This is a genomic window from uncultured Methanobrevibacter sp., assembly GCF_902769175.1.
Taxonomy (GTDB): Archaea; Methanobacteriota; Methanobacteria; order Methanobacteriales; family Methanobacteriaceae; genus Methanobrevibacter.
Genome location: NZ_CACXNW010000042.1, coordinates 15,200 through 36,292, shown reverse-complemented (window position 1 = coordinate 36,292; position 21,093 = coordinate 15,200). Strand labels below are relative to the sequence as shown.

Sequence of the window (21,093 nt, the reverse complement as noted above, 5' to 3'; positions counted from 1 at the left end):
ACCATTTGGACTAACGTCATAGGATACGAAGAAGAAGAAAAACAAATTATCGACAGTATAATGCCATTCTTTACCCAATACTATTCTGTCAAATGGGAAAACTATCAAGTACACGACCACTATGTACCAAACCCAACTAGAGTGGACATAGAAGCTAAATAAGGAGAGTGTTTATTAATGAAAACTATAACTTTTGATCAAAAGAAAACTTCTTCAATTGCTTTAGAATTTGATGAGTTAATTACTGATAACATTTACTCTTGGACTGAAGAAGACTTTGCAGCATACAAAGTCCCTGTAGGAAACTCCAGATTCCCAATCACTGATTACTTTGACATCACTGTTGAAGGAGAAGCAGAATCTCCAGCTGAAGTCAAAATGATTTTAAACGGAGATTGTAACAGAGTAAAATACATCGGCTGCAAAATGAGCGCTGGTGAAGTTGTTGTTAACGGTGATGCAGACCTTCACGTTGGTGCAGAAATGTCTGGCGGTGTAGTTACTGTATTCGGTAATGTAGCAGCTCACGCTGGTCGTGAAATGAAAGGCGGTAAACTCGAAATTATGGGTAATACCAAAGAATTCTGTGGTGCATCCTACATTGGTGAATGGAGAGGTATGTCTGGTGGAGAAATCATTATCCACGGAAATGCTGGTAAACAATGTGGTGAATGTTTAGTCGGTGGTAAAATCCACGTTTTAGGTGACTGTGATATTCTCGCAGGTATTCACATGACCAAAGGTACCATTGAAATTGATGGTAACGTAAACCGTTGGCCTGGTGGACAAATGAAAAACGGTAACATCGTAATTCACGGAAAAGTCGGAAGATTACTCGAAGGTTTCGTAGAACAAGGAATCGTAACCGATCCTGAATTAGACGGTGTTGTTTACCCTGGTAGATACATCGAATACAAAGGGGACATTGCTTTAAACGGTAAAGGTACCTTAATTATCGATGCTGAGAAAAACAGAGACAGATTATCTACTTGGATTGAAGAAGACGACGAATATAACGCAATTAGAGAATACAGAGCTCAATAAGCTCTTTCTCTTTTTCTTATATTTTTCTTCTTTTTTTTATTTTTTTTTATTTTTTAGTTTTTATTCAAATTTACAGCTTAATGAAAATATTAAATCATAATTTAATCAATTATTGGTTGGTTATAATTTTGAACTTATTAAATTAATTTTTTAATTGATTAAATTATCATTTATTTGCATTAAATATAAGATTTTTAATCATATTTTTAATTTAAATGATGTATCATATCAAAGGTGTAAAATATGGTCAAAGAGATACAGATGGACCCAGACGATATTATAGAATACGTAAGAAATAATGTAAAGGTTGATGACATTTTCGAATTATCATATAACAGAGTTTTTGCTCCAGGAACTGTTCTTGGACTTACTCCAGAAGATGAGGAAACTGGTGAAGGATTGATCATTTCCCTTCAGCTCAATGGTGAATTGTTGAATCAGGCTGTAGACATTGACTTGCATAAGGTCAAGGATGAAATCATTGAATTCCGTCACATGCCTGGTGGAGATGAAGATAAGCTTATCATTGTTGAAGCTACCTTATAGTTCAAACTTTTTAAAAAAGTTTGAACAAAATATTTTCACTTTTTTGTGAGTCTTATTCTTATTTTTTTTTAATCAATTTTGATGTTATTTATCTAATTTTTTATTATTTTCATTGTTTTATTGTGTATTTTTTTAATGGTTTTTTTATAAACTGTTTGTTAGTTTTAATAAATACAAATAATTTTATATATTAGAAACATTATATTATATTTTAGCTACTGAAAAGTTTATAAATTTTTAAATGTATAAGTTGAAATAACTTAAGTTGTAAAATAAAAAAATAATGATAAAAATTAAAGGAGCTCTTAACATGGTAGATAAGGAATTAACAATGACTTCTGATGAAGTTCTTGATTACATTAAAAATAATTTTGAAGAATTTGATAAGGTTGATATTGCATACAACCGTGTCTCTGCAAAAGGAGATGTATTAGGTGTGGACCTTTCTGACTTTAGAGGAAAGCCAAGCTGTAGGGTTATGATTGCTTTAGATGGTGAAATCATTTCTGATACTATTGAAGTTGACTTTGAAGAATATAGAGAGGACATCATTGAATTGCATCACTATCCTAAGGATGAGTCTAAAGAGTCTGTTTATATTGAAGTAATTTAACCAAGCTTTTTGAAAAAGTTTGAACTAAATTTTTTTTTATTTTTAAATTAGTTTTTTTTTTAGTTTTATTTTTAAATTAGTTTTTTTTAGTTTTATTTTTAAATTAGTTTTTTTTAGTTTTTAACGGATTTAAGAGAAATTGCAAAACAAGAAAGTTGAGTAAATTAAATTACTCTTCCAATAAAATTATATTTTTAGGATCTACTTTTAAATACTTTGGAATCTTGAATTCATGCTCGTGGATTTGCTTGTCATATTTCCACCACAATCCATTTGCCAATGTTATTTCCCATTCAAAAGGCATTTCTATAATTGTTGAATTGATGGTATTGATTACATTAACATCATCTTGTTGGCAAAAGGCAAAATCGTGAGCCCTTATTCCTATGTGGGTGATATTTGGGGTAATTTCTTTAGAAACTTCAAATTCAAGTCCCCAATCTAAAGATCTGACATGATGATCATCTATGATTTCCACTTTGGAAATGTTCTTACATCCTGTAAGCCTTGCGACCTGAACTTTTTTTGGATTTTCAAAGACTTCGTAAGTTTCTCCTTTTGCTATAATCTTCCCGTTATCCAATACTATAAGTTCATCGCAAAACTGGAATGCCTCGTCACGATCGTGAGTAACCATAATTGAGAATCCTTTGAATCCTTTTAGTGAATTGAGGAGTTCAAGACGCAATTGTTCTTTTAGGAAAGTATCCATTGCACTGAATGGCTCATCCAATAGTATGACATCTGGTCCATAAGCCATTATACGAGCCAATGCCACTCTTTGCTGTTGGCCACCAGACAACTGTCGAGGATACCTTTTCTCTAATCCTTCAAGATGGAAACGTCTGATCATTTCAGGAACTGTTTTTTCCCTATTCTCTTTTTCCACTCCGATTCCTATGTTCTCCTCAACAGTCATATTGGGAAACAATGCATAGTTTTGAAACAGGTAGCCTACATTTCTCTTTTGAGGCTTTAAATTGATCTTCTTATTGGAGTCAAAATAAACAGTTTCATCATCTGCAGTTAAGCTTATGACACCGCTATCAGGATTTACAATTCCAGCTATGGATTTCAATGTCATACTTTTACCGCAACCGGAAGGACCGAGAATGCCTAAACGACCTTTTTTCAATTCAAAATCAACATCCAAGTCAAATTCCTTAAGTTCCTTTTGGATATTTACCTTTAACATCTTATTGCTCATAATCCTTCCTCGTCAATAAAAAATAGAATAATAAATTAATAAATTGATTAATAAATTAATCACTAAATTATTTAATAAATTAATTAATAATGATAGAGATATTTTTCAGTAAATTATTTTAGTCATGTCTCCATTGCTTTTCCTTCCGCAAAGTGACGTAATCCATAATGAAGATCACTATAAATGCAATAAATACAATGACTATTACATAGTTGAAAGCCTCTCCCATATTGCCTGCTGCCACTTCTGAATAAACAGCCATTGGGAGAGTTCTGGTTTGTCCTGCAATGTTACCTGCAAGCATAGCTGTAGCACCGAATTCCCCTAAGCCACGTGCATAAGCAAGAATTCCACCACTAAGTATTCCAGGTAATGCATTTGCAAATGAGACTTTCCAGAAGATATTCCACTCTGACATACCTAATGTACGACCTGCATCCAATAGGTTTGAATCAACTTGTTCAAATGCTCCTCGAGCGGAACGATACATTAAAGGAAAAGACATCACTACTGCTGCAATAACAGTTGCAGGCCATGAGAAAGCTATTTTATATGCAAAGAATTCTATAAAAAAGCTGCCTATAGGTCCTCTAACACCAAAAATCCATAATAAAAAGAAACCTACTACAGTAGGTGGCAATACGAGAGGCAATGTAAATATGCCGTCTAATATGATTTTTGCTGTGTCGTTTTTCATCTTAACAAGAGCCCAAGCAACAATTAAACCTACAAAAAAGGTTATTAAAATGGATAGGCTTGCGGTTTTCATTGAGATGAAAATTGGGGACCAATCTGTCATGTCTTATTTCTCCTTATTAATATTAAATTATTCATATTGATAACAGATATTATATTTCTATTTATCTATTATTAATATTTGCATAACTAATTTACGTAAATAATTTACATAAATAATTTAATATTAACTTGATTTATTTTTTAAAAAAGTGTGTTTTCACTGAAATAATTAATAATCTAATTTTAAAAAAAGAATTATTCATATGAATAATTTATATTGGGCCTTTTTCCAATTTGATTATTCACATGAATAGCATCATACTAAACTTACTCGTGAAGAGTAAATCCATATTCTACAAATTTATCTTTAGCTTCTTGGGTTTGTAAGAAGTCCATAAATGCTTTTGCAGCATCTGCGTCTTTAGCGTCTTTGAGTTGAGCTACAGGGTAGATACATGGAGTATCTAATGAATTTTCAGGAGCTTCACAGACGACTTTAACCTTATCGCTGGATTTAGCATCAGTAGCATATACAATACCTGCATCAGCTGATCCTTCACCTACTTGGTTTAATACTGCAGTTACATCAGTACCTAAAGAGAATTTGGATTCAAGACCATCCCAAAGCTTGAGGTTGGTTAATGCTTCTTTAGCATATTGTCCTGCAGGTACAGATTCTGGGTCACCGATAGCAATGGTACCGTTAAAGTCTTTTAAGTCATCAAAGGATGTGATGTTTGCATCTGAATCAGCAGGTACAATTAATACAACTTTGTTTTCTAAGAATTGGAGATTGGTATCATTGTCAATTAAACCTTCATCCGCTAAAGCATTCATTTGTTTGTTAGATGCAGACATGAAAACATCTGTTTCTAAACCATTTTCAATTTGAGTTTGTAAGTCCCCACTTGAAGCGTAGGTAGGGGTAACTTTTACACCAGGGTATTTTTTTTCAAACATAGGGATTAATTCATTGTCATAAACATTTTTTAAACTAGCAGCTGCAGCTAAGTGAACAGTTTGGTTTTCTAAGTTTTGTTCTCCACCAAGGAAGTCTAACCAACCTGCGGAAACTGAACCTACGCTAACAACAGCTATTAATGCTAAAACAGCAATAATCAACGCTTTTCTATTCATATTTGCTCTCCTTTTTAATGATTATAAAAAACACTATCAAACATTAAATCAATATCAAAGATTAGTCAAAAGAAAAAAGAATATTTTATTTGCATGCTTATGGAAGTTTATTATTTTCATATTTAATAGTATTTGCTTGTTTTTCAAGCAATTAAAAAATATAGATCAAAGGTTTCTTATTTTGAACTATAAAACTTTAAATAAAAAATTAACCCTTAGGCTATTTTTTTATTCAATTGCAAAATTTTTTTCTTCATCCCCTGACAATCTGATATTATAATTTAATTTTCAGATTAGTAATTATAATTCTATTGATAGTGATATATAAATATTTTCATATCGATTTTATATATTTTATTCACATCGAATTAAATACTTTTTTAAAAATCAATAAAATCCTTTTGTTTTTCATTTTGGCCCTTAAATATTTAGTTTTACCTAAATATTTTTTAAAGGATTTTTTGAATGTCAAATATTTGAAAAATCGAATATATTGAGTTTTAGTTAAAGTGTAATATCTATAATATGTCTTCAAAAAGTGGATTTTTGGAGATTTGATCATGCTTAAAATAATGTTGGTAAAATGTATTCATATTATATAAAAATCGTTATGATTTTATCTAAAAAAAGTTGATTTGATTATTAAATTTAACAAAAATTTATTGTTAATAAATCAATTTCATATCTGTTTATTGTAGGATAATTTATAAGGATTTGTTGTTTATAAATTAATTTAGTATTTTTAATAGGTGTAATAAATATAAATTAATTTAGTATTTTTAATAGGTATAATAATTTAGAAAAATGATTTATTGTTCATAAATCAATTTCATATCTTCAATAGGCAAAACAGTTTCGACTGCCTTTGCTTCAATTGGTATTCCTTTCTCTTTAATTGCAGCTATTGTATTCAATCCACTTCCTGTAACAATTCCAAAGTTGTAGTTGTCCACTTTAGCATTGTATACCAATTCTCTTGGCTTTCCTACTTTAAAGATAGGGAATCCGTTTTCATTGATCTTATCCAAAATCTCTTCGCATTGAGGTCTTGCAATGTATGGAACCTCTTTGATGGAAGCAAGTATCTTTTTAGGATTTTGCCTTTTGGATATTAATGTGAGATTTTTAAAGATGAATATCTTATGAGGGTCTATTGAGGAACCGTCATATGAAATCATTTCCACAAATAATGGAGGTTTTCCAAGTTCCAATAATCCTCCATATCTTGGAGTGCTCATAATTCCATTGTTGATGAGGATGCCGTCAATTGACAAGCTGCAAACTGTAGCCAGTCCCACCTTGCTGTCGTCACTTGGATGATCTACAATATTGAATAATGGATTCATGTATTTTGGAAGAGTCTTATATGTTCTTTTCATTATTGTCAATGCATCATCAAGGTCAGCCTTATTTAAGTAGGATATGTTTGCAACTATATTTCCTTCATTGGTTTCAATATCATAATCTACCTGGTTCATCCTATTCAATGATTTTGTAAGTATGAAAGGTGTTTGCTTATACTCTATCTTCTTTGCTTTTCTGATTTTATGCTTAGATGATTCAAGCTCTTTTAATTTATTGTAATCGATGAATTCCTCTCCAGTTTTGATATCAACTTTATAATCCATTTCCTGAGCTGCACAGAATGGAGTGATTCCTCCAATGATTGATATTCCAACCATTCCTTCAGGAACTGGTATGCCTAAGACATTTTCGCTTGTCTCTCCAATTTCCAAGACTCCTCCAATTCCTACCTTTTCAAGCTTTTTGATAATTTCCTTTGCCTTTTCCACACTGGTTCCAGGGATTATCCTAAAGTTTGCAGGAATTGTTCCGGTTTCATGCTCTACAACATCTAAAACGGAAGTCATATCCTTAGCTATAAATGCGTCCAATGGAGTGATTGATGTTTTCTTGTAGGAAATCAGTTCAGAAAATTTAGTAGGCTGGTAGTCTTCTATTTCAACGAGTCCACCATATTGTGGGATGGAAGGAATTCCATTTTCCAGAAAGACTCCATCAATTGTTGTACCGCAGATGGTCTTCATCACATATCCCTTTTTGCCTTTGATTTCAGATTTTTTAGCATTGATCAATGGGCTTACGCAGACTCCTGCCTTAAACACGTCTTTTATAATGTCAAATGCCTTGTTGTCTAGGATATTTGATGTGTTTACAATAACCTTTCCTTCCCTTTTATTGTAATCAAAATTAGTCAAATAGATTCTTTCTTCAAATTTTGAAAGTGTAAAGTCTACTTGGTCGTAAATCAATCCTTTTTCAAGTTTGGATTTTCCAAGTTCGGTGATGACTCTGCCAGAATATCCTTTTCTCTCGGTATATCCCTTTTCATCAAGAATCTGCATGTGGTAACGTACTGCTCTTTCACCAAGGTTATATCCCTTTGTCTTAAGTTCGTCAGCTATTACTTTTGAACCGATTGGCTTTTCCTGTACATTAAGGATTCTTAGAATTTCTATCATTCTATGTTCAGATTCTGACATGTAATCTCCCACTTTCTAAGGATTTCTTATAAAAATAAGTATTTTGATTTTGTTTTAAGCAAGTTTTTAAAAATAAATAAAGATAGCTATTTAATTTTAAATAGCTATTATGTTCTTAAATCTAAATATTCAATTTGCAACTGAATTATAAGTTTAAGTATTTCTTATGTTCGTAATTGAATACTTGGACTCTGTATTCGTCCCATTCCTCATACTTTGCAGTTAAGAATGCATTGAATATATGTTCTCCAAGTGCCTCTTTCATGATTTCGCTTTCTTCAAAGGTATGATATGCTTCCCATAAACTGGATGGCAACAGTTCAATGCCCATTTCGTCCCTTTCCTCGTCGGTTAATTCATAAATGTTGAATTCAATTGCTTCTCCAGGGTCAATCTTATTTTTAATACCATCCATACCTGCTTCAAGCATTACTGCAAATGCAAGGTAAGGGTTACAGGTTGGGTCTGGGCTTCTGTATTCAATACGGGTAGCTTTTCCACGTGCTGCAGGCACTCTTATTAAAGTGGACCTGTTTTGAATACCATAGGAAATGTATACTGGAGCTTCATATCCTGGAACCAATCTTTTGTATGAGTTTACAATAGGATTGGTTACAGCAGTGATTGCTGCAGAATGTTTTAATAATCCTCCAATAAACCACATTGCTTCCTGTGATAATCCAGTTTCATTGTCTTTATCGTAGAAAATGTTTTCTCCCTCTTTGAAAAGACTTTGGTGACAGTGCATTCCGCTTCCGCTTTCTCCAAAGAATGGTTTTGGCATAAATGTTACTCTGTAATCGAATCCATCGAAGTCTGCCATGTTTGCTACAATTGCTTTAATTGCTTGTTTGAAAGTGATGACTGCATCAGCAGTTTTTAAAGCGTCATCAAATTTAAATGCGATTTCGTTTTGACCAGGACCTACTTCGTGGTGACTTGCTTCAACTTCAAAACCTAATTCCTGTAGGTTAGTTGTAATTTCTCTTCTGAAGTCAGTTCCCTTATCTACAGGTTCTACATCAAAGTAACCAGCAGTATCGTGAGGAATTGGATATCCGTCATCATCAGTGTCTACAATAAAGAATTCTGGTTCTGGTCCTATGTTATAAGTGTATCCTTCTTCTTTGATTTTAGCTAATGCTTTTTTGAGTATTCCTCTTGGATCTCCTTCAAAAGGCTCTCCATTAGGTTTGTAAATATCACAGATAAATCTGCAGGATGCAGACTCTTCAGGTCTCCAGGATAAAGCAGAGTAAGTGCTTATATCTGGTTTTAAGACAAGGTCACTTCCTTCTATTCCAACAAAACCAGGGATTGATGATCCATCAAAAAGGATACCATCAGTTAATAAATCTCCCATATTGTCTAATTCACATGGGATTGATACATTTTTAGGGATTCCATGCAAATCAACAAATTGAAGTCTAATGAACTTAATATTGTCTGCTTTCATTCTTTCAATTACATTTTTGATTCTTTCTTCCATTAAATCATTCTCCATTAAAATTGGAATAATATAAATTAGTATATAATTTAAATATAGTTTTATGAATTTGAAAACAAGTCTTATATTAATTTAAAAAACCAATAATAATACTATTTTCTTCGGAAATATAGTTCCACCTATATTTTATTATATTAACTTTTTTAATATATTATGTTATCTATTTTATGCTTTTTAAATGTTAAGGGATAGTTTATTTTTTTTAATAATTTTCATTTGAATATTTAATTTTTTATGAAAATTTTAAAAATAATTTATTTTTATTATAATATTTTGAACAATGTTCTATCCATATATAAATGAGGAACAATATTTTGAAAAAACAGTTGTGATTTTAATGAATTTTTAAAAATGGATTTGATTTTTGCATTAATGTTTAAGAAAGAGTTTTGTAATGTAATAGTGTTATTATAAATTTTTTGTAGGTATTTTTTTAAAAAAAGTTTTTTTAGAATATTATAATTCTAAATTTTTTGATAGGATTTTAAAAAAAGAATTTGTTTTAGAATATTATAATTCTAAAACTCTGAAAGATTCTAAGTTTAATAAATCAAAATTAAGTATTTTTGGAGCATATGTCACTTCTCCAATTCCAGTTATCAATTTGTAGGCTTCAAATGCTTCCAAACAGCCAACTATATTTGGAACAGGTCCAATTACTGGAGGTACTCCTTTAGTCAATTTTGATATTTCCGCCTTGGTTTCTTCACCTAATTCCTTTCCAAGTGATGGAAGGGCGAACATTTCTTCATAAGACTTGGTTTCTTTAGTGAATACGCTTACTTGTCCTTGTGTTCCATGAATTGCTCCATGAATAAATGAAATATCGTTTTCTCTTGCGTATCTGCTTACTATAACTCTTGTATAAAGGTTATCCAATGCATCAATAATCACATCTCTATCACCAAATATCTTATCAACATTATCTTCTGTTAATTGTTCATTGAATGCATTTACTTTAGTATATGGGTTGGTAATTCTAACCCTTTCCTTTGTTGCTACTGTTTTTTCAATTCCAATGGTTTCTAAACTTGCAATTGCTTGTCTGTTAAGATTGGAGAGATCGTATTCATCCTTGTCAACTATAGTTAAATTCCCAAGTCCCATACGTGCAAGCATTAGGATAGTTCCTCCACCAATGCCTCCACAGCCAACAATTCCTACTTTCGCATCTTGAAATCTTGTTTGTTGGTTTTTGGTCACAATACTCATTTGACGAGTTGCTATATCCCAGTATCCAAATCCTTTATATCTTTCTGGCATATTTCCACCTTTTTCATAATTTAATCTTTGTTTATAATATTTAATATTTTTTTTTTTTTTTTTTTTTTTTATTGTTTGTTTAATTTTTGAATCCCTATTCTTATATTCATTTTTTTAGTATATAACAATTGTTATTTTTTATGCTTTGTTTAATGTTTTTTCTTTCTTTCATTAAATTGAAAATGATTGGGGATTTATTTTTTTCTTAAACAATAATCCTCTTCCTTGCCGAAGAATTCTTCAACCTTCTTCAAATCTTCAGATATGTTAATCATTTGAGGGCAGTGATATAGGCAGTCATCACAGTGAAGGCATCTGTCTGCTCTTGTTCTCGGATCAAGTGCGAAATAATGGAATGCGCTTCCTGCAGGATTGTTTAACATTTTTCCTACATTATACTCTCTAAAGCAGCTTGCAACATCTACATTATGTGGGCAAGGCATACAGTATCCGCAGCCAGTGCAATCGTTTCCTCTTCTTTGCTTGTATTCCCAAGCAACTTCCTTAATCAATTCCAAGTCATTTTCGCTGATGGAGTTGACTTCAGTTCTTGAAGCGATTTCAATGTTCTGCTTGATCTGGTCTAAGCTATTCATTCCACTAAGTACAACATCCACCTCTTCCATATTCCATAGGTATTGGAAGGCCCATTCTACAGGAGTTCTTTTTTCTTCAGCAGTATCCCATAGGTCCATAATGTCTTGAGGAACATTTTGAACTAAAGTTCCACCTCTAAGAGGCTCCATAATCAATGTTCCAAGGCCATGGGAATGTAAGTATTCAACACCTTCCCTTCCAGACTGGTATCTTTCATCAAGATAGTTCAACTGGGTAAGTCCAAACTCGAATCTTTCATAATCGTCAACGATATCAACTATCCAATCCATTTCCGTATGTGCTGAAAATCCCATATGCTTTACTTTTCCAGAACTTAAAAGTTCATCCATCCATTCGAAGGCATTAAGTTGCCTAAACATTTTCCAATAGTCTTCATTAAGATGGTGCAGCATATAGAAATCGATAGAATCAGTCTGCAAGTCCTTTAATTGATTTTCAAAAATAGCATCCATATCCTCTATGCTTTTTATTTTCCAGCTTGGCATTTTAGCTGATAGGAATATGTCATCTCTATAGGAGTTTTCATTTAAAAAATTCCCGATGTACTCTTCACATTTTCCCTTATCCACTAAATTTGGAGCATGATAATTGTAAGCGGTATCTATGAAGTTGATTCCATTTTCAATTCCATAGCTTATTACCTTATCTGCCTCTTCTTTATTGATTTGGTCATCTCTTTCAAAATGAGGTAATCTCATAGCTCCAAATCCTAAAACAGAAACTTTTTCTCCAGTTTTTCCTAAAGTTTTATATTTCATTGTGCTACCTATAAAGTTTATTAAATCAATCTCATTGATATTTTAATATTATATCTCTTTGTTAATATTATTTTTTAATGATTTTTAAGTAGTTTTTTTTTTTTAGAAAATGCTGTGGGTAAAAAATAGGTATTTTTAATTGGGTAAAATAATTAGAATTATTTTATTATGTTGTCTTACTTCTTTAAATTTGAATAATGTTAGTTAGAATTAGTTTAAGGTTGTCTTAGTTTTTAAATCTGGATAAAATTAGTTAAAATTATTTAAAATTATTTAAAATTAGTTTATAAAGTAGTCTAATCTGTTAAAATCTAAATAAAATTAGTTAAAAAAAGTTATGATGTTAATGCCGGGGGCGGGATTCGAACCCGCGATCTCACGGTATCCCAGGAAAAAAGTCAGAGCACGCTTAGTTACCCTATGAGCCGTGCGCTCTAACCAGCTGAGCCACCCCGGCATCAGACAGTAATAAAAGTTATATCTTTTATTGTTTATATACTTTTGGTTTTTTTAACTGATTTAACAATAATTTTTTATAATACTTTTATCATAATTATATAATGATATAATTATAAACTATTATAATCTATAAATTTATGAAAAAAAATTATCCACTCTTTAAAACTGAGGTAATATTTATGAGTAATGTTAAAGATATGTCCCTTGCTGATGAAGGGATTAGAAAAATCAAATGGGTTCAAAAACACATGCCTGTTCTTGAACACATCAAGAAACAATTTGAAGAAGAAAAGCCTTTTGAAGGAATTACCATTGGATCATGCTTACACTTAGAACCTAAAACTGTCAATTTAGGTTTAACCTTACAAGCTGGTGGTGCTGAAGTAGCTATGACTGGTTGTAACCCTCTTTCAACTCATGACGATGCAGCAGCAGGTGCAGCTGCTCTTGGATTAAACATTTACGGTTGGAGAGAACAAACTGATGAAGAGTACTACGAAGCTATTGATAATGTATTGTCCCACAAGCCAGATGTAATCATTGATGACGGTGCAGATATGATTATGTACCTCCATGAAAAACGTCCTGAACTTTTAGCAAACATTAAAGGTGCTTGTGAAGAAACAACCACTGGTGTTCACAGATTGGAAGCTATGCATGCTGACGGTGCACTCAAATTCCCAGTTATTGCTGTAAACGACGCTTATACCAAATACTTATTTGACAACCGTTACGGTACTGGCCAATCCTCATTGGATGCAATTATGGGAACCACCAACATGTTGATTGCAGGTAAGAACGTTGTTGTCTGCGGTTACGGATGGTGTGGTCGTGGAGTAGCATCTCGTGCTGCAGGACTTGGTGCAAATGTTATTGTAACTGAAGTTGACCCAATCAGAGCACTTGAAGCAAGAATGGATGGTTACAGAGTTATGAAAATCAGAGAAGCTGTACAAATTGCAGATCTTGTTGTAACTGTAACCGGTAACATCGACATTATTCATGGAGATGACTTCAAATACATGAAAGACGGATGTATGTTATCTAACTCTGGACATTTCAATGTTGAAATCAACAGACAAGACTTAGAAGCACAATCTACCAGTGTTGAAGAAGTAAGAGAAAGTATTGAAATGTTTACCATGAAAGACGGCAGAAAAATCTATTTGCTTGCTGATGGTAGACTTGTAAACCTTGCAGCAGCAAGAGGACAAGGACACCCAGCTGAAATCATGGATATGAGTTTTGCTGTTCAAGCATTATCCGCTAAATACATCGTTGAAAATGACTTAAGCTTAAGTGTTGAAAAAGCTCCAGATTCAATTGATGATGATGTTGCAAGATTAAAGCTTAAAGCAATGGGCATTGAAATCGATGATTTATCTGAAAGACAAAAAGATTACTTGTCTGATTGGAGAGAAGGTACCTAATTCTCTTTAATCTCTTTTTATTTTATTATTATTTTTTAATTTTTATTCCATTTTTTTGGGATTAAATACTGTTATTTTTTTTATTTAATTGGTTTTTATTTTTTAAATTGAATTATGAATTGATATCATGTCTTATTTTCGCTATATTGATAATGGGAAGGGTCCTACAAAATTATTTATTGGAGGAGTTCATGGAGATGAGGGAAAGGATGTTTTGCCTTTAATCAAGCTTCTGTCCTATGAAGATTTTTCTCCAGGCCAAATCTACATTTATAATTTTGACAAGACCCCTTATATCTCTACGATTCATAGGGAATTTTATGAGTCAGAGCAAGGAAAGAAAATATTGGATTTGGTTGATTATTATAAACCTGACTTTTATACTGAGCTTCATTCATACAATATCAAGCATTTCAAGAGCTTGACAAGCCTAAAAAGACTTGATAATGATGGAATTCCTCCATTGATTGATTGTGGACAATATGTGTTATGCAGTTCTGTTTCTCCTTTGATAAGACGTAAGCATTTTACAAAGGAAACCATATGTCAGACTTTGGAGTTTCCTACATTTAGATGGGAAGACTTGAAATTAAGTGAAGATGAACTCTTTGCTAAATATGATTATAGCCATGATTTGTCTGTTCGAGAGTACATGTCCTTTTTAAGATTGATTACTTTAAGCAAAACAAGGGCTGATTTTGAGGACAGGGTATTAAGGGACTATAAAAAACAGGCAGACCTTGCTTTAAAGTATGTGAAAATAATTTATGGGCTAGATTTTCCTAGATATTAATTTTTTTTTTTAATAATTCTTTCAGGATATTGGTTTTTTTTTAATAATTTTTTTCCTGATATTGGTTTTTTTAATGATTTTTTCCTGATATAACGTTTTAAAAACGGCTTTTTTTTCAAATTCAATGCAAGCAAGTGATTGCATGCACAAATCTTTTTATAAAAAATTAAAGAAAATCAAATTATTGAATTATTATTAATTCATACAAAAGTAGTAAAATATCGGGGATTTTTAATTGAAAAATGATTTAGTTAAAAATAAATGGTTATTGATATTCTTTGCAGCCATATGTCTTTTTATTAGCCTATCCTGCATTTATGCAAGTGATGATATGGATTGTGCTGTTATAAACAATTCCACTCTTGTCGATAGCATCCCTTTAAATGATGAAGAAAACGTTTTTAGTGTTATCGACAATGATGCAGACATTTCTGCAAATTCTGATGACAGCATAAACAATTACACTCTACAAAGCAAAAATCATGATGGGTGGGATGCTGTAAAGAAAAAACCTCACAGTGGATTTGATCATAGGACATCTGATGGTCATAGTTATGGCGTTAAGGTAGTTGATAATAGGACATTTGCCGATTATAGATATGACGTTATGACATTTTATTATTGGAAATTTCTTGGTAATAATTATGATGCTAAATCAGCACTTGGCAATAACTATATAAATGGCAGATTACTTAATGGAACTAAATCACATGAGGTTTTTCATTTTAAGAAACATTTCAGTTATAATCCATTTGATCGATTCATCAATGAAATCAGTAAAAACACTGATTGCCCTAACGTGTTTTCAAGTAATTTTCATGTCAATGATTGCCCTAATGTGTTTTCAAGTAATTTTAATGTCAAAAAAGGACACATTAGCTATGCGAATCTGCAAAAACCAATCGTTGGTGATGATAAAGGAATTTGGATTACAAACGATGTCGTAATTAAACAGGATTCAATAAATCTTGCTGATTCAGTTAACAATCTAGTTCAATTCGACTCTAAATTAAATAATGAGGAGTTTTGCTGTTGCAAAGACAATCATTGCAATGATAATCCAAATACACAACTTCAAAACAATCAAAAAGTCAGTGTTGATGTTATTGCTGATGGTAATGTCAATCATGATTTAACTAATTTTTACAATTGCAGTACTCAAATTAAATTTTCTAGAATAGATTTAATCTCTTTAGGTTTAAATAAAGAAAATCCAATGAACTCTAAAGATCAGAATTCCAAAAGCCTTTTATCTCTTAATCAAGAGCTAGACCTTATTAATATTGGAAATAATTTCAAGAATTTTAGTTCAGAATTAGATATGGGTGCTAAAGATTTGTCTATTAATTATTCTGATTGTTTTTTCAATTGCAATGGTTTAGAAATTAATTTAATTTCTGATAAATTGAATGATAATGACTTTAATCTTGAATACTATATTTTCACAAACCCTGATTTAATTATCGATAGTTTAAATGCTAAAGATACACCTGCCAACAACTATTTACTTTTTATTACAACCCAAAACATCACACCAAACGCAAATCAAAACAATTCAATTTTAAACATTGAATCTATTTTTAATCAAGAATTTTCATTTAATGATTGTTCCTTTAATTCTTATGGGAACTTTTTATTTAATGATTGTTTCTTTAATTCTTATGGAGACTTTTTATTTAATGTTTGTTCCTTTAATTCTTATGGAGACTTTTTATTTAATGTTTGTTTCTTTAATTCTTATGGGAACTTTTTATTTAATGTTTGTTTCTTTAATTGTTTTGGGGACTTTTTAATTGAAAATTACAGCAACTTCGATAATTATGAAAAATTAAGTGCACTTCACTGCACTTTTAAAAACAATACTGCTTTTTATAAAAGAATGGCTTCTCTAATTGGGGCTGATGATTTAAAAACTATATCTAATAATGCAGCAATCATAATTGGACAAAATCATCTTAAATTGTCTAATAATGACTGCAATTCTAATTTTAGGTGATAAAATGATGTCTTATTTAAATATTAAACCTGTAGTGTTTTTAATGGCATGCTTATGTCTTTTAATGACTATCTCTTGTGTTAGTGCAAGCGAAATGAATGGCATGGGCAATGTAACATCCATTGATGATGCAGTATCTAGTGGAGCTTTAGCAAGCCCTCTAGATAATATAGCTGATGGAAATTTAGCAATCTCTTCAAATCAAATGAATGGCGAGAAGTTAGTTGGAAATAGTATTGAAGATGATGTAGGGACCTTCAATGATTTGAATGAAGATTTTGGAAATTTGGAAGGAGATGGCCACTACTATGTTGAAAAGGATTATGTCTTTAATGGAGAATCAGACAATGAAAAATCAATAATAAACATAAATACAAGTTATGTGACAATTTATGGAAATGGACACACCATTGATGCCAATGGGTCTGATTTGGCAAAATTCATAGTAAGCGCAAATAATGTAATCATATATGATTTAATCTTTAAAAACTTCAATGCAAGCGGAAATGGAGATACAAGCCATATACTGTGGAATGGGGACGATGGATGCTTTGTTTCATGTAGATTTTACAATAACATTGCACCAAATGGGGGTGCACTAGCATGGAATGGAAACAAGGGGTACATAGAGTATTGTCATTTTGAAAACAATACTGCTTTAAATCGTGGAGGAGCAATATATGTTACAGGGGGAAACAATACTATGGATAGCACAACATTCAGAAAATTCATATCTCCATTAAGCGATGAGGCAATATATTTCTCAGGCAAAAATGAACAGGTATTAAACATTAAAAGCTCTGTTTTCAGTAACGAGGAGATAAGCGATAAGCCTATAAAAGTCTTATGGGACGAAGGATGCATTGTATTGTGTGATGGCGTTGACCTCAGCTATGAAAGCTTTGATATCTTATGCAAGGAGATTGAAAACCTAAAGTCCGGAGATTATTACATCTTAGAAAGAGACTATGTTGTTTCAAACACTATCTGAGACCTTGCAAGAAACCGCATAATAAACATTGCTGCAGATAATGTAACAATTGATGGTAACGGCCACATCATAAATGGTGGCAGAGCCAGAGAATTCTTTGCTCTTTTCAACATAACCGGAAACAATGTGAAGATACTTAATTTAAACATCCTCAATTTCAGAGCATATGACTCTGAATACATAAAATCAAGCAAAAACATTTATGGAAATAACTACAACCATCTTACAAGTCCAATCGAATGGCATGGTGACAATGGATTCATTTCAAATTGCCTATTGCAGGACAATGTAGGTGACTTTGGAGGAGCAATTTACTGGACTGGAAACAATGGAAAAATTGAAAAATGTGTATTTGATGAAAATGCAGCACTCTTTGGAGGAGCAGTTTATATTGCAGGAAACATGAATGATCTTGTCGATTGCATCTTTAATGCCTCATATGCTACAAATCATTACGAAGCAATATATTTAAAAAACATCGACAATCCAATTTTACACTAAACAACTGCACTTTTGGAAGTACATTTCAAGGTGCAAAAACTGTTGATGCAGAAAATGGCTGTGAAGTGATTTATGAGGGATTTGTTCCGCATAATATGTTGCCTGCAATGAAATTTGAAGAATTGCGTCAACTCTTAGAACAATTAAAAGATGGCGATACATTCGATTTCGATAGGGATTGCTTATTTGAAATTGATGGTGATTTGACTATCAATGCAAACAACATCACCATCAACGGCAACGGCTACAAAATATATGGAAATGACTCATTGTCTTGCCTATTCAATATATTTGGAGACAATGTCAGAATCATTGGCTTGACATTTGATTTCATGTCCCAATGTTACAGTTGCCCAAGCTTTATCACCATAAATGGAAATAATGGCATGCTTGTAAACTGTACCTTTATGGGAAATGCCGCAAAAGTTGGCGGAACCGTAAATTGGAATGGTGACAATGGTCTAATTGATAACTGTGTGTTCATAAACAACACATCTAGAGCAATTTCAATGGATGGAACCAACAATGCAATCCGCAGTTGTGTTTTCAATAATACATTTTCTGAATCACATAATAATCAAGTGATTTGCTACATTTATAGAAATTTGGATAAGAGGGGATTATTGACAATTGATAACTGTTCTTTTGAAGGTGAAAATGCAGTTAAAATTTGGATTGAAGATCGTTCTGATGTAATTATTGATGGAAAACCAATTCCTGTCACTATTGATGACTTATTTTATGAGATATCAAATCTCAAGGATGGTGGAGTCTATGACATTTATAGAAATTACTTTTCCCCATCCAATTCACTTGTAATCAATCATGACAATATAAGCATTAATGGTAATGGTCATGTCTTTTATGTGTATGGAGGCATATTGAATGAATCAATAATCCATGTTGAAGGCAATGACATTAAAATCAATGGATTGACTATATTGGCACATGATGACTTAAGAAATGGAAGTTTAATCAACTGGATCGGTGATAATGGCCTCCTTACAGGATGTAGTTTTATTGGAAATATTGCAGAATTCGGTGGAGCGATATTCTGGATTGGAAACAATGGAATTATTGATAACAATGAATTCATTGACAATTGCGCTTTATATGCTGGGGGTGCAATCTTTATTGGAGGCGAAAACAACAAAATCAGCAATTGCTACTTTGAAAATTCAGGTGCCAATATAGCTGACGAGGCAATCTATATTAATTACACACGTAAACACTTCTCTTTAGAAGATGTCCTGTTTGAAGGTAGCCATAGCTTCATTGACGGATATGTAAATGACATAGATTTAGACTATTTATCCACATATCAATGTGTATTAGGTTTTGCTGATGAATATATTAATCTTTATCCGCTTGTTTATGCTGCCAATATGAATGCAGGGGTTAAGTATTACAATGATGACCTATATTCCTATGGCAACTACAACTCTGAAAACGGGGAATTTACATTCAATTTAGTTAAAGAATTCCGTGATTTTAACATCACATATTGCAAAGGCTTTTGTCTTCAAAAACATGTTTAACTCCACTACTAATGACCTTTTCAAAAAGTTGTCCGATGGGGATTATGAAATCAAATTTACAATTACAAAGACACAATATGTTGATAGCATATCCGATTATTGGATATGATTCAGAAAAAAATTTATTTACAGGACTTATTAAAACCAATAACCAATATTTTATTGCAGGATAGTGGATTAACTATCTTTCCTCAAGGCTGTCTTTCTAGAGTGTTAAATATTGTATTCACTAAAAGTCTCATAATAGACTGTGCTAATACATGGGACTTATCAACACACGCTCAGTTTAGCTGCGTCAATATTCAAGGTTGCGGTTCAGTGATTAGAGGTTCATTTGACGATATAGCTGAAGAGAAATGGGCCACTATAACTGTAGGAAAAGTATTTTCCGTAAGCAACATGACCCTTGTAGGTTTCAATATGGCTGTTGAAAATAATGGGGGAGTATGTATGTTTAGTAATGTGGTTTTCAACGAAAACAGAATGAAATATGTGATTGACAGAGATTGGGGTGCAGCAATACTCAGCACAGGATGGGTATACTGCGTTAACTGTACTTTCACAAATAATTATGCTAAAAACGGGGCAGCAATATTCAATCAAGGAACATTAGTTATGGAAAACTCCCATTTCAGAAACAATACTGCATATGGTGAGGGGCCATGCATCTGTGTTGGTGATGGGGGAAAGGTAATGTATAATGGTGAAAACATTACAGGGAATGATCAAGTTTCAACAGTTCACTTCGCAAAAAGCATGTCCATTGTAAGTTCCACAATAATTGCAGTATTCACTCCTATGGTAGCTACCCTTGCGGGCGTTGCTTTTGGATTTATGACAGGCAATCCATTTGTTGGTGTTGGAGTTGGTCTTGTAATAGGTGTTGCAATAGATGGAGCATCAGCAGCATGGATTATTTCAGAGCATTATGATGTAAATTACAATAGACGAGACACAATACTTTCCTTAACAATCACCTCTGCTATAGCTGGTGTTATGGGAGGATTAATGGGTGGAGCTATGTCAAAAAGCTTTAATTTGGAGTATACACGTATTGTAGAAAATAATATTATGGCTCAGCGCACAAATTGGGAGATTGTGAAATATGTTATGGTAAACGAAGTTTTTGTCCCTGGAGCGTTCAAGCTATTTGGAATAATTGTCAGTATTACTGGTTTAACTTCTGGAATTAGCTATTATTTCACAAATGACTAGTATTTCTTAAAGGATTATTATTTCTTAAAGGATTATTATTTCTTAAAGGATTAGTATTTTTTAAAGGATTAGTATTTTTTAAAGGATTAGTATTTTTTAAAGGATTAGTATTTTTTAAAGGATTAGTATTTCTTAAAGGATTAATATTTTTTAAAGGACTAGAGAAATAAGCTATTATTTTCGTTTGGTCTTTTTGATGATTTGAAAGAGCATATTATAGGCTAGTGCTTCTAAT

17 protein-coding genes and 1 tRNA gene are annotated in these 21,093 nt (G+C 32.2%); 10 read left to right on the top strand and 8 right to left on the bottom strand.

The features are described from left to right. Positions 1-177: 177 nt before the first annotated feature. The 3 genes from QZV12_RS12620 (at position 178) to QZV12_RS12610 (ending at position 2,203) form a co-directional block, all read left to right on the top strand. Complete coding sequence (locus QZV12_RS12620; protein WP_295622385.1) at positions 178-1,044, top strand: formylmethanofuran dehydrogenase subunit C; 867 nt, start codon at positions 178-180, stop codon at positions 1,042-1,044. A 243-nt stretch (positions 1,045-1,287) separates the two neighbouring features. Then, the gene (locus QZV12_RS12615) at positions 1,288-1,590 is read left to right on the top strand and encodes a DUF2097 domain-containing protein (RefSeq protein ID WP_295622383.1); all 303 of its coding nucleotides are present in this window, start codon (positions 1,288-1,290) and stop codon (positions 1,588-1,590) included. Positions 1,591-1,900: 310 nt separating this feature from the next. Further along, positions 1,901-2,203 (top strand): DUF2097 domain-containing protein, encoded by a 303-nt coding sequence (locus QZV12_RS12610; protein ID WP_295622381.1) that lies wholly within the window; start codon positions 1,901-1,903, stop codon positions 2,201-2,203. Positions 2,204-2,372: 169 nt separating this feature from the next. Here QZV12_RS12610 and QZV12_RS12605 read toward each other — a convergent pair whose 3' ends face one another. The 8 genes from QZV12_RS12605 to QZV12_RS12570 all read right to left on the bottom strand — a co-directional run bounded on the left by QZV12_RS12605 (position 2,373) and on the right by QZV12_RS12570 (position 12,392). Continuing rightward, entirely contained in the window at positions 2,373-3,410 is a 1,038-nt protein-coding gene (locus QZV12_RS12605) for a sulfate/molybdate ABC transporter ATP-binding protein (protein ID WP_295622379.1), read from the bottom strand. Between the two features lie 118 nt (positions 3,411-3,528). Continuing rightward, complete coding sequence (gene modB, locus QZV12_RS12600) at positions 3,529-4,209, bottom strand: molybdate ABC transporter permease subunit (RefSeq protein ID WP_295622376.1); 681 nt, start codon at positions 4,207-4,209, stop codon at positions 3,529-3,531. A gap of 266 nt (positions 4,210-4,475) precedes the next feature. Continuing rightward, positions 4,476-5,285, bottom strand: coding sequence for a molybdate ABC transporter substrate-binding protein (gene modA, locus QZV12_RS12595; protein ID WP_295622374.1), 810 nt, complete (start codon positions 5,283-5,285; stop codon positions 4,476-4,478). Between the two features lie 809 nt (positions 5,286-6,094). Next, positions 6,095-7,789: a DUF128 domain-containing protein gene (locus QZV12_RS12590; RefSeq protein WP_295622372.1), complete on the bottom strand. Its 1,695-nt coding sequence runs from the start codon at positions 7,787-7,789 to the stop codon at positions 6,095-6,097. Between the two features lie 145 nt (positions 7,790-7,934). Next, positions 7,935-9,278: a type I glutamate--ammonia ligase gene (glnA, locus tag QZV12_RS12585; protein ID WP_295622370.1), complete on the bottom strand. Its 1,344-nt coding sequence runs from the start codon at positions 9,276-9,278 to the stop codon at positions 7,935-7,937. A gap of 528 nt (positions 9,279-9,806) precedes the next feature. Next, complete coding sequence (locus QZV12_RS12580) at positions 9,807-10,559, bottom strand: HesA/MoeB/ThiF family protein (protein ID WP_295622369.1); 753 nt, start codon at positions 10,557-10,559, stop codon at positions 9,807-9,809. A gap of 194 nt (positions 10,560-10,753) precedes the next feature. Continuing rightward, positions 10,754-11,935 carry an aldo/keto reductase gene (locus QZV12_RS12575; protein ID WP_295622368.1) on the bottom strand — a complete coding sequence of 394 codons (1,182 nt, stop codon included), beginning with the start codon at positions 11,933-11,935 and terminating at the stop codon, positions 10,754-10,756. Between the two features lie 347 nt (positions 11,936-12,282). Further along, positions 12,283-12,392 (bottom strand) — tRNA-Met (locus QZV12_RS12570). A 181-nt stretch (positions 12,393-12,573) separates the two neighbouring features. On the opposite strand from QZV12_RS12570, the gene ahcY reads away from it, so the two are divergent. The 7 genes from ahcY (at position 12,574) to QZV12_RS12535 (ending at position 20,858) form a co-directional block, all read left to right on the top strand. Continuing rightward, positions 12,574-13,824, top strand: a complete 1,251-nt coding sequence (gene ahcY, locus QZV12_RS12565; RefSeq protein ID WP_295622367.1) for an adenosylhomocysteinase — start codon at positions 12,574-12,576, stop codon at positions 13,822-13,824. Between the two features lie 127 nt (positions 13,825-13,951). Continuing rightward, positions 13,952-14,617: a DUF2119 domain-containing protein gene (locus QZV12_RS12560; protein WP_295622366.1), complete on the top strand. Its 666-nt coding sequence runs from the start codon at positions 13,952-13,954 to the stop codon at positions 14,615-14,617. A 235-nt stretch (positions 14,618-14,852) separates the two neighbouring features. Then, positions 14,853-16,613, top strand: coding sequence for a hypothetical protein (locus QZV12_RS12555; RefSeq protein WP_295622365.1), 1,761 nt, complete (start codon positions 14,853-14,855; stop codon positions 16,611-16,613). A gap of 4 nt (positions 16,614-16,617) precedes the next feature. Next, entirely contained in the window at positions 16,618-17,604 is a 987-nt protein-coding gene (locus QZV12_RS12550; protein ID WP_295622364.1) for a hypothetical protein, read from the top strand. Positions 17,605-17,730: 126 nt separating this feature from the next. Beyond that, a complete protein-coding gene (locus QZV12_RS12545; RefSeq protein WP_295622363.1) occupies positions 17,731-18,105 on the top strand; it encodes a hypothetical protein in 375 nt (124 codons plus the stop codon). Positions 18,106-18,170: 65 nt separating this feature from the next. Further along, positions 18,171-19,643 (top strand): hypothetical protein, encoded by a 1,473-nt coding sequence (locus QZV12_RS12540; RefSeq protein ID WP_295622362.1) that lies wholly within the window; start codon positions 18,171-18,173, stop codon positions 19,641-19,643. 105 nt (positions 19,644-19,748) lie between these two features. Further along, positions 19,749-20,858, top strand: a complete 1,110-nt coding sequence (locus tag QZV12_RS12535; protein WP_295622361.1) for a hypothetical protein — start codon at positions 19,749-19,751, stop codon at positions 20,856-20,858. Positions 20,859-21,093 lie beyond the last annotated feature (235 nt).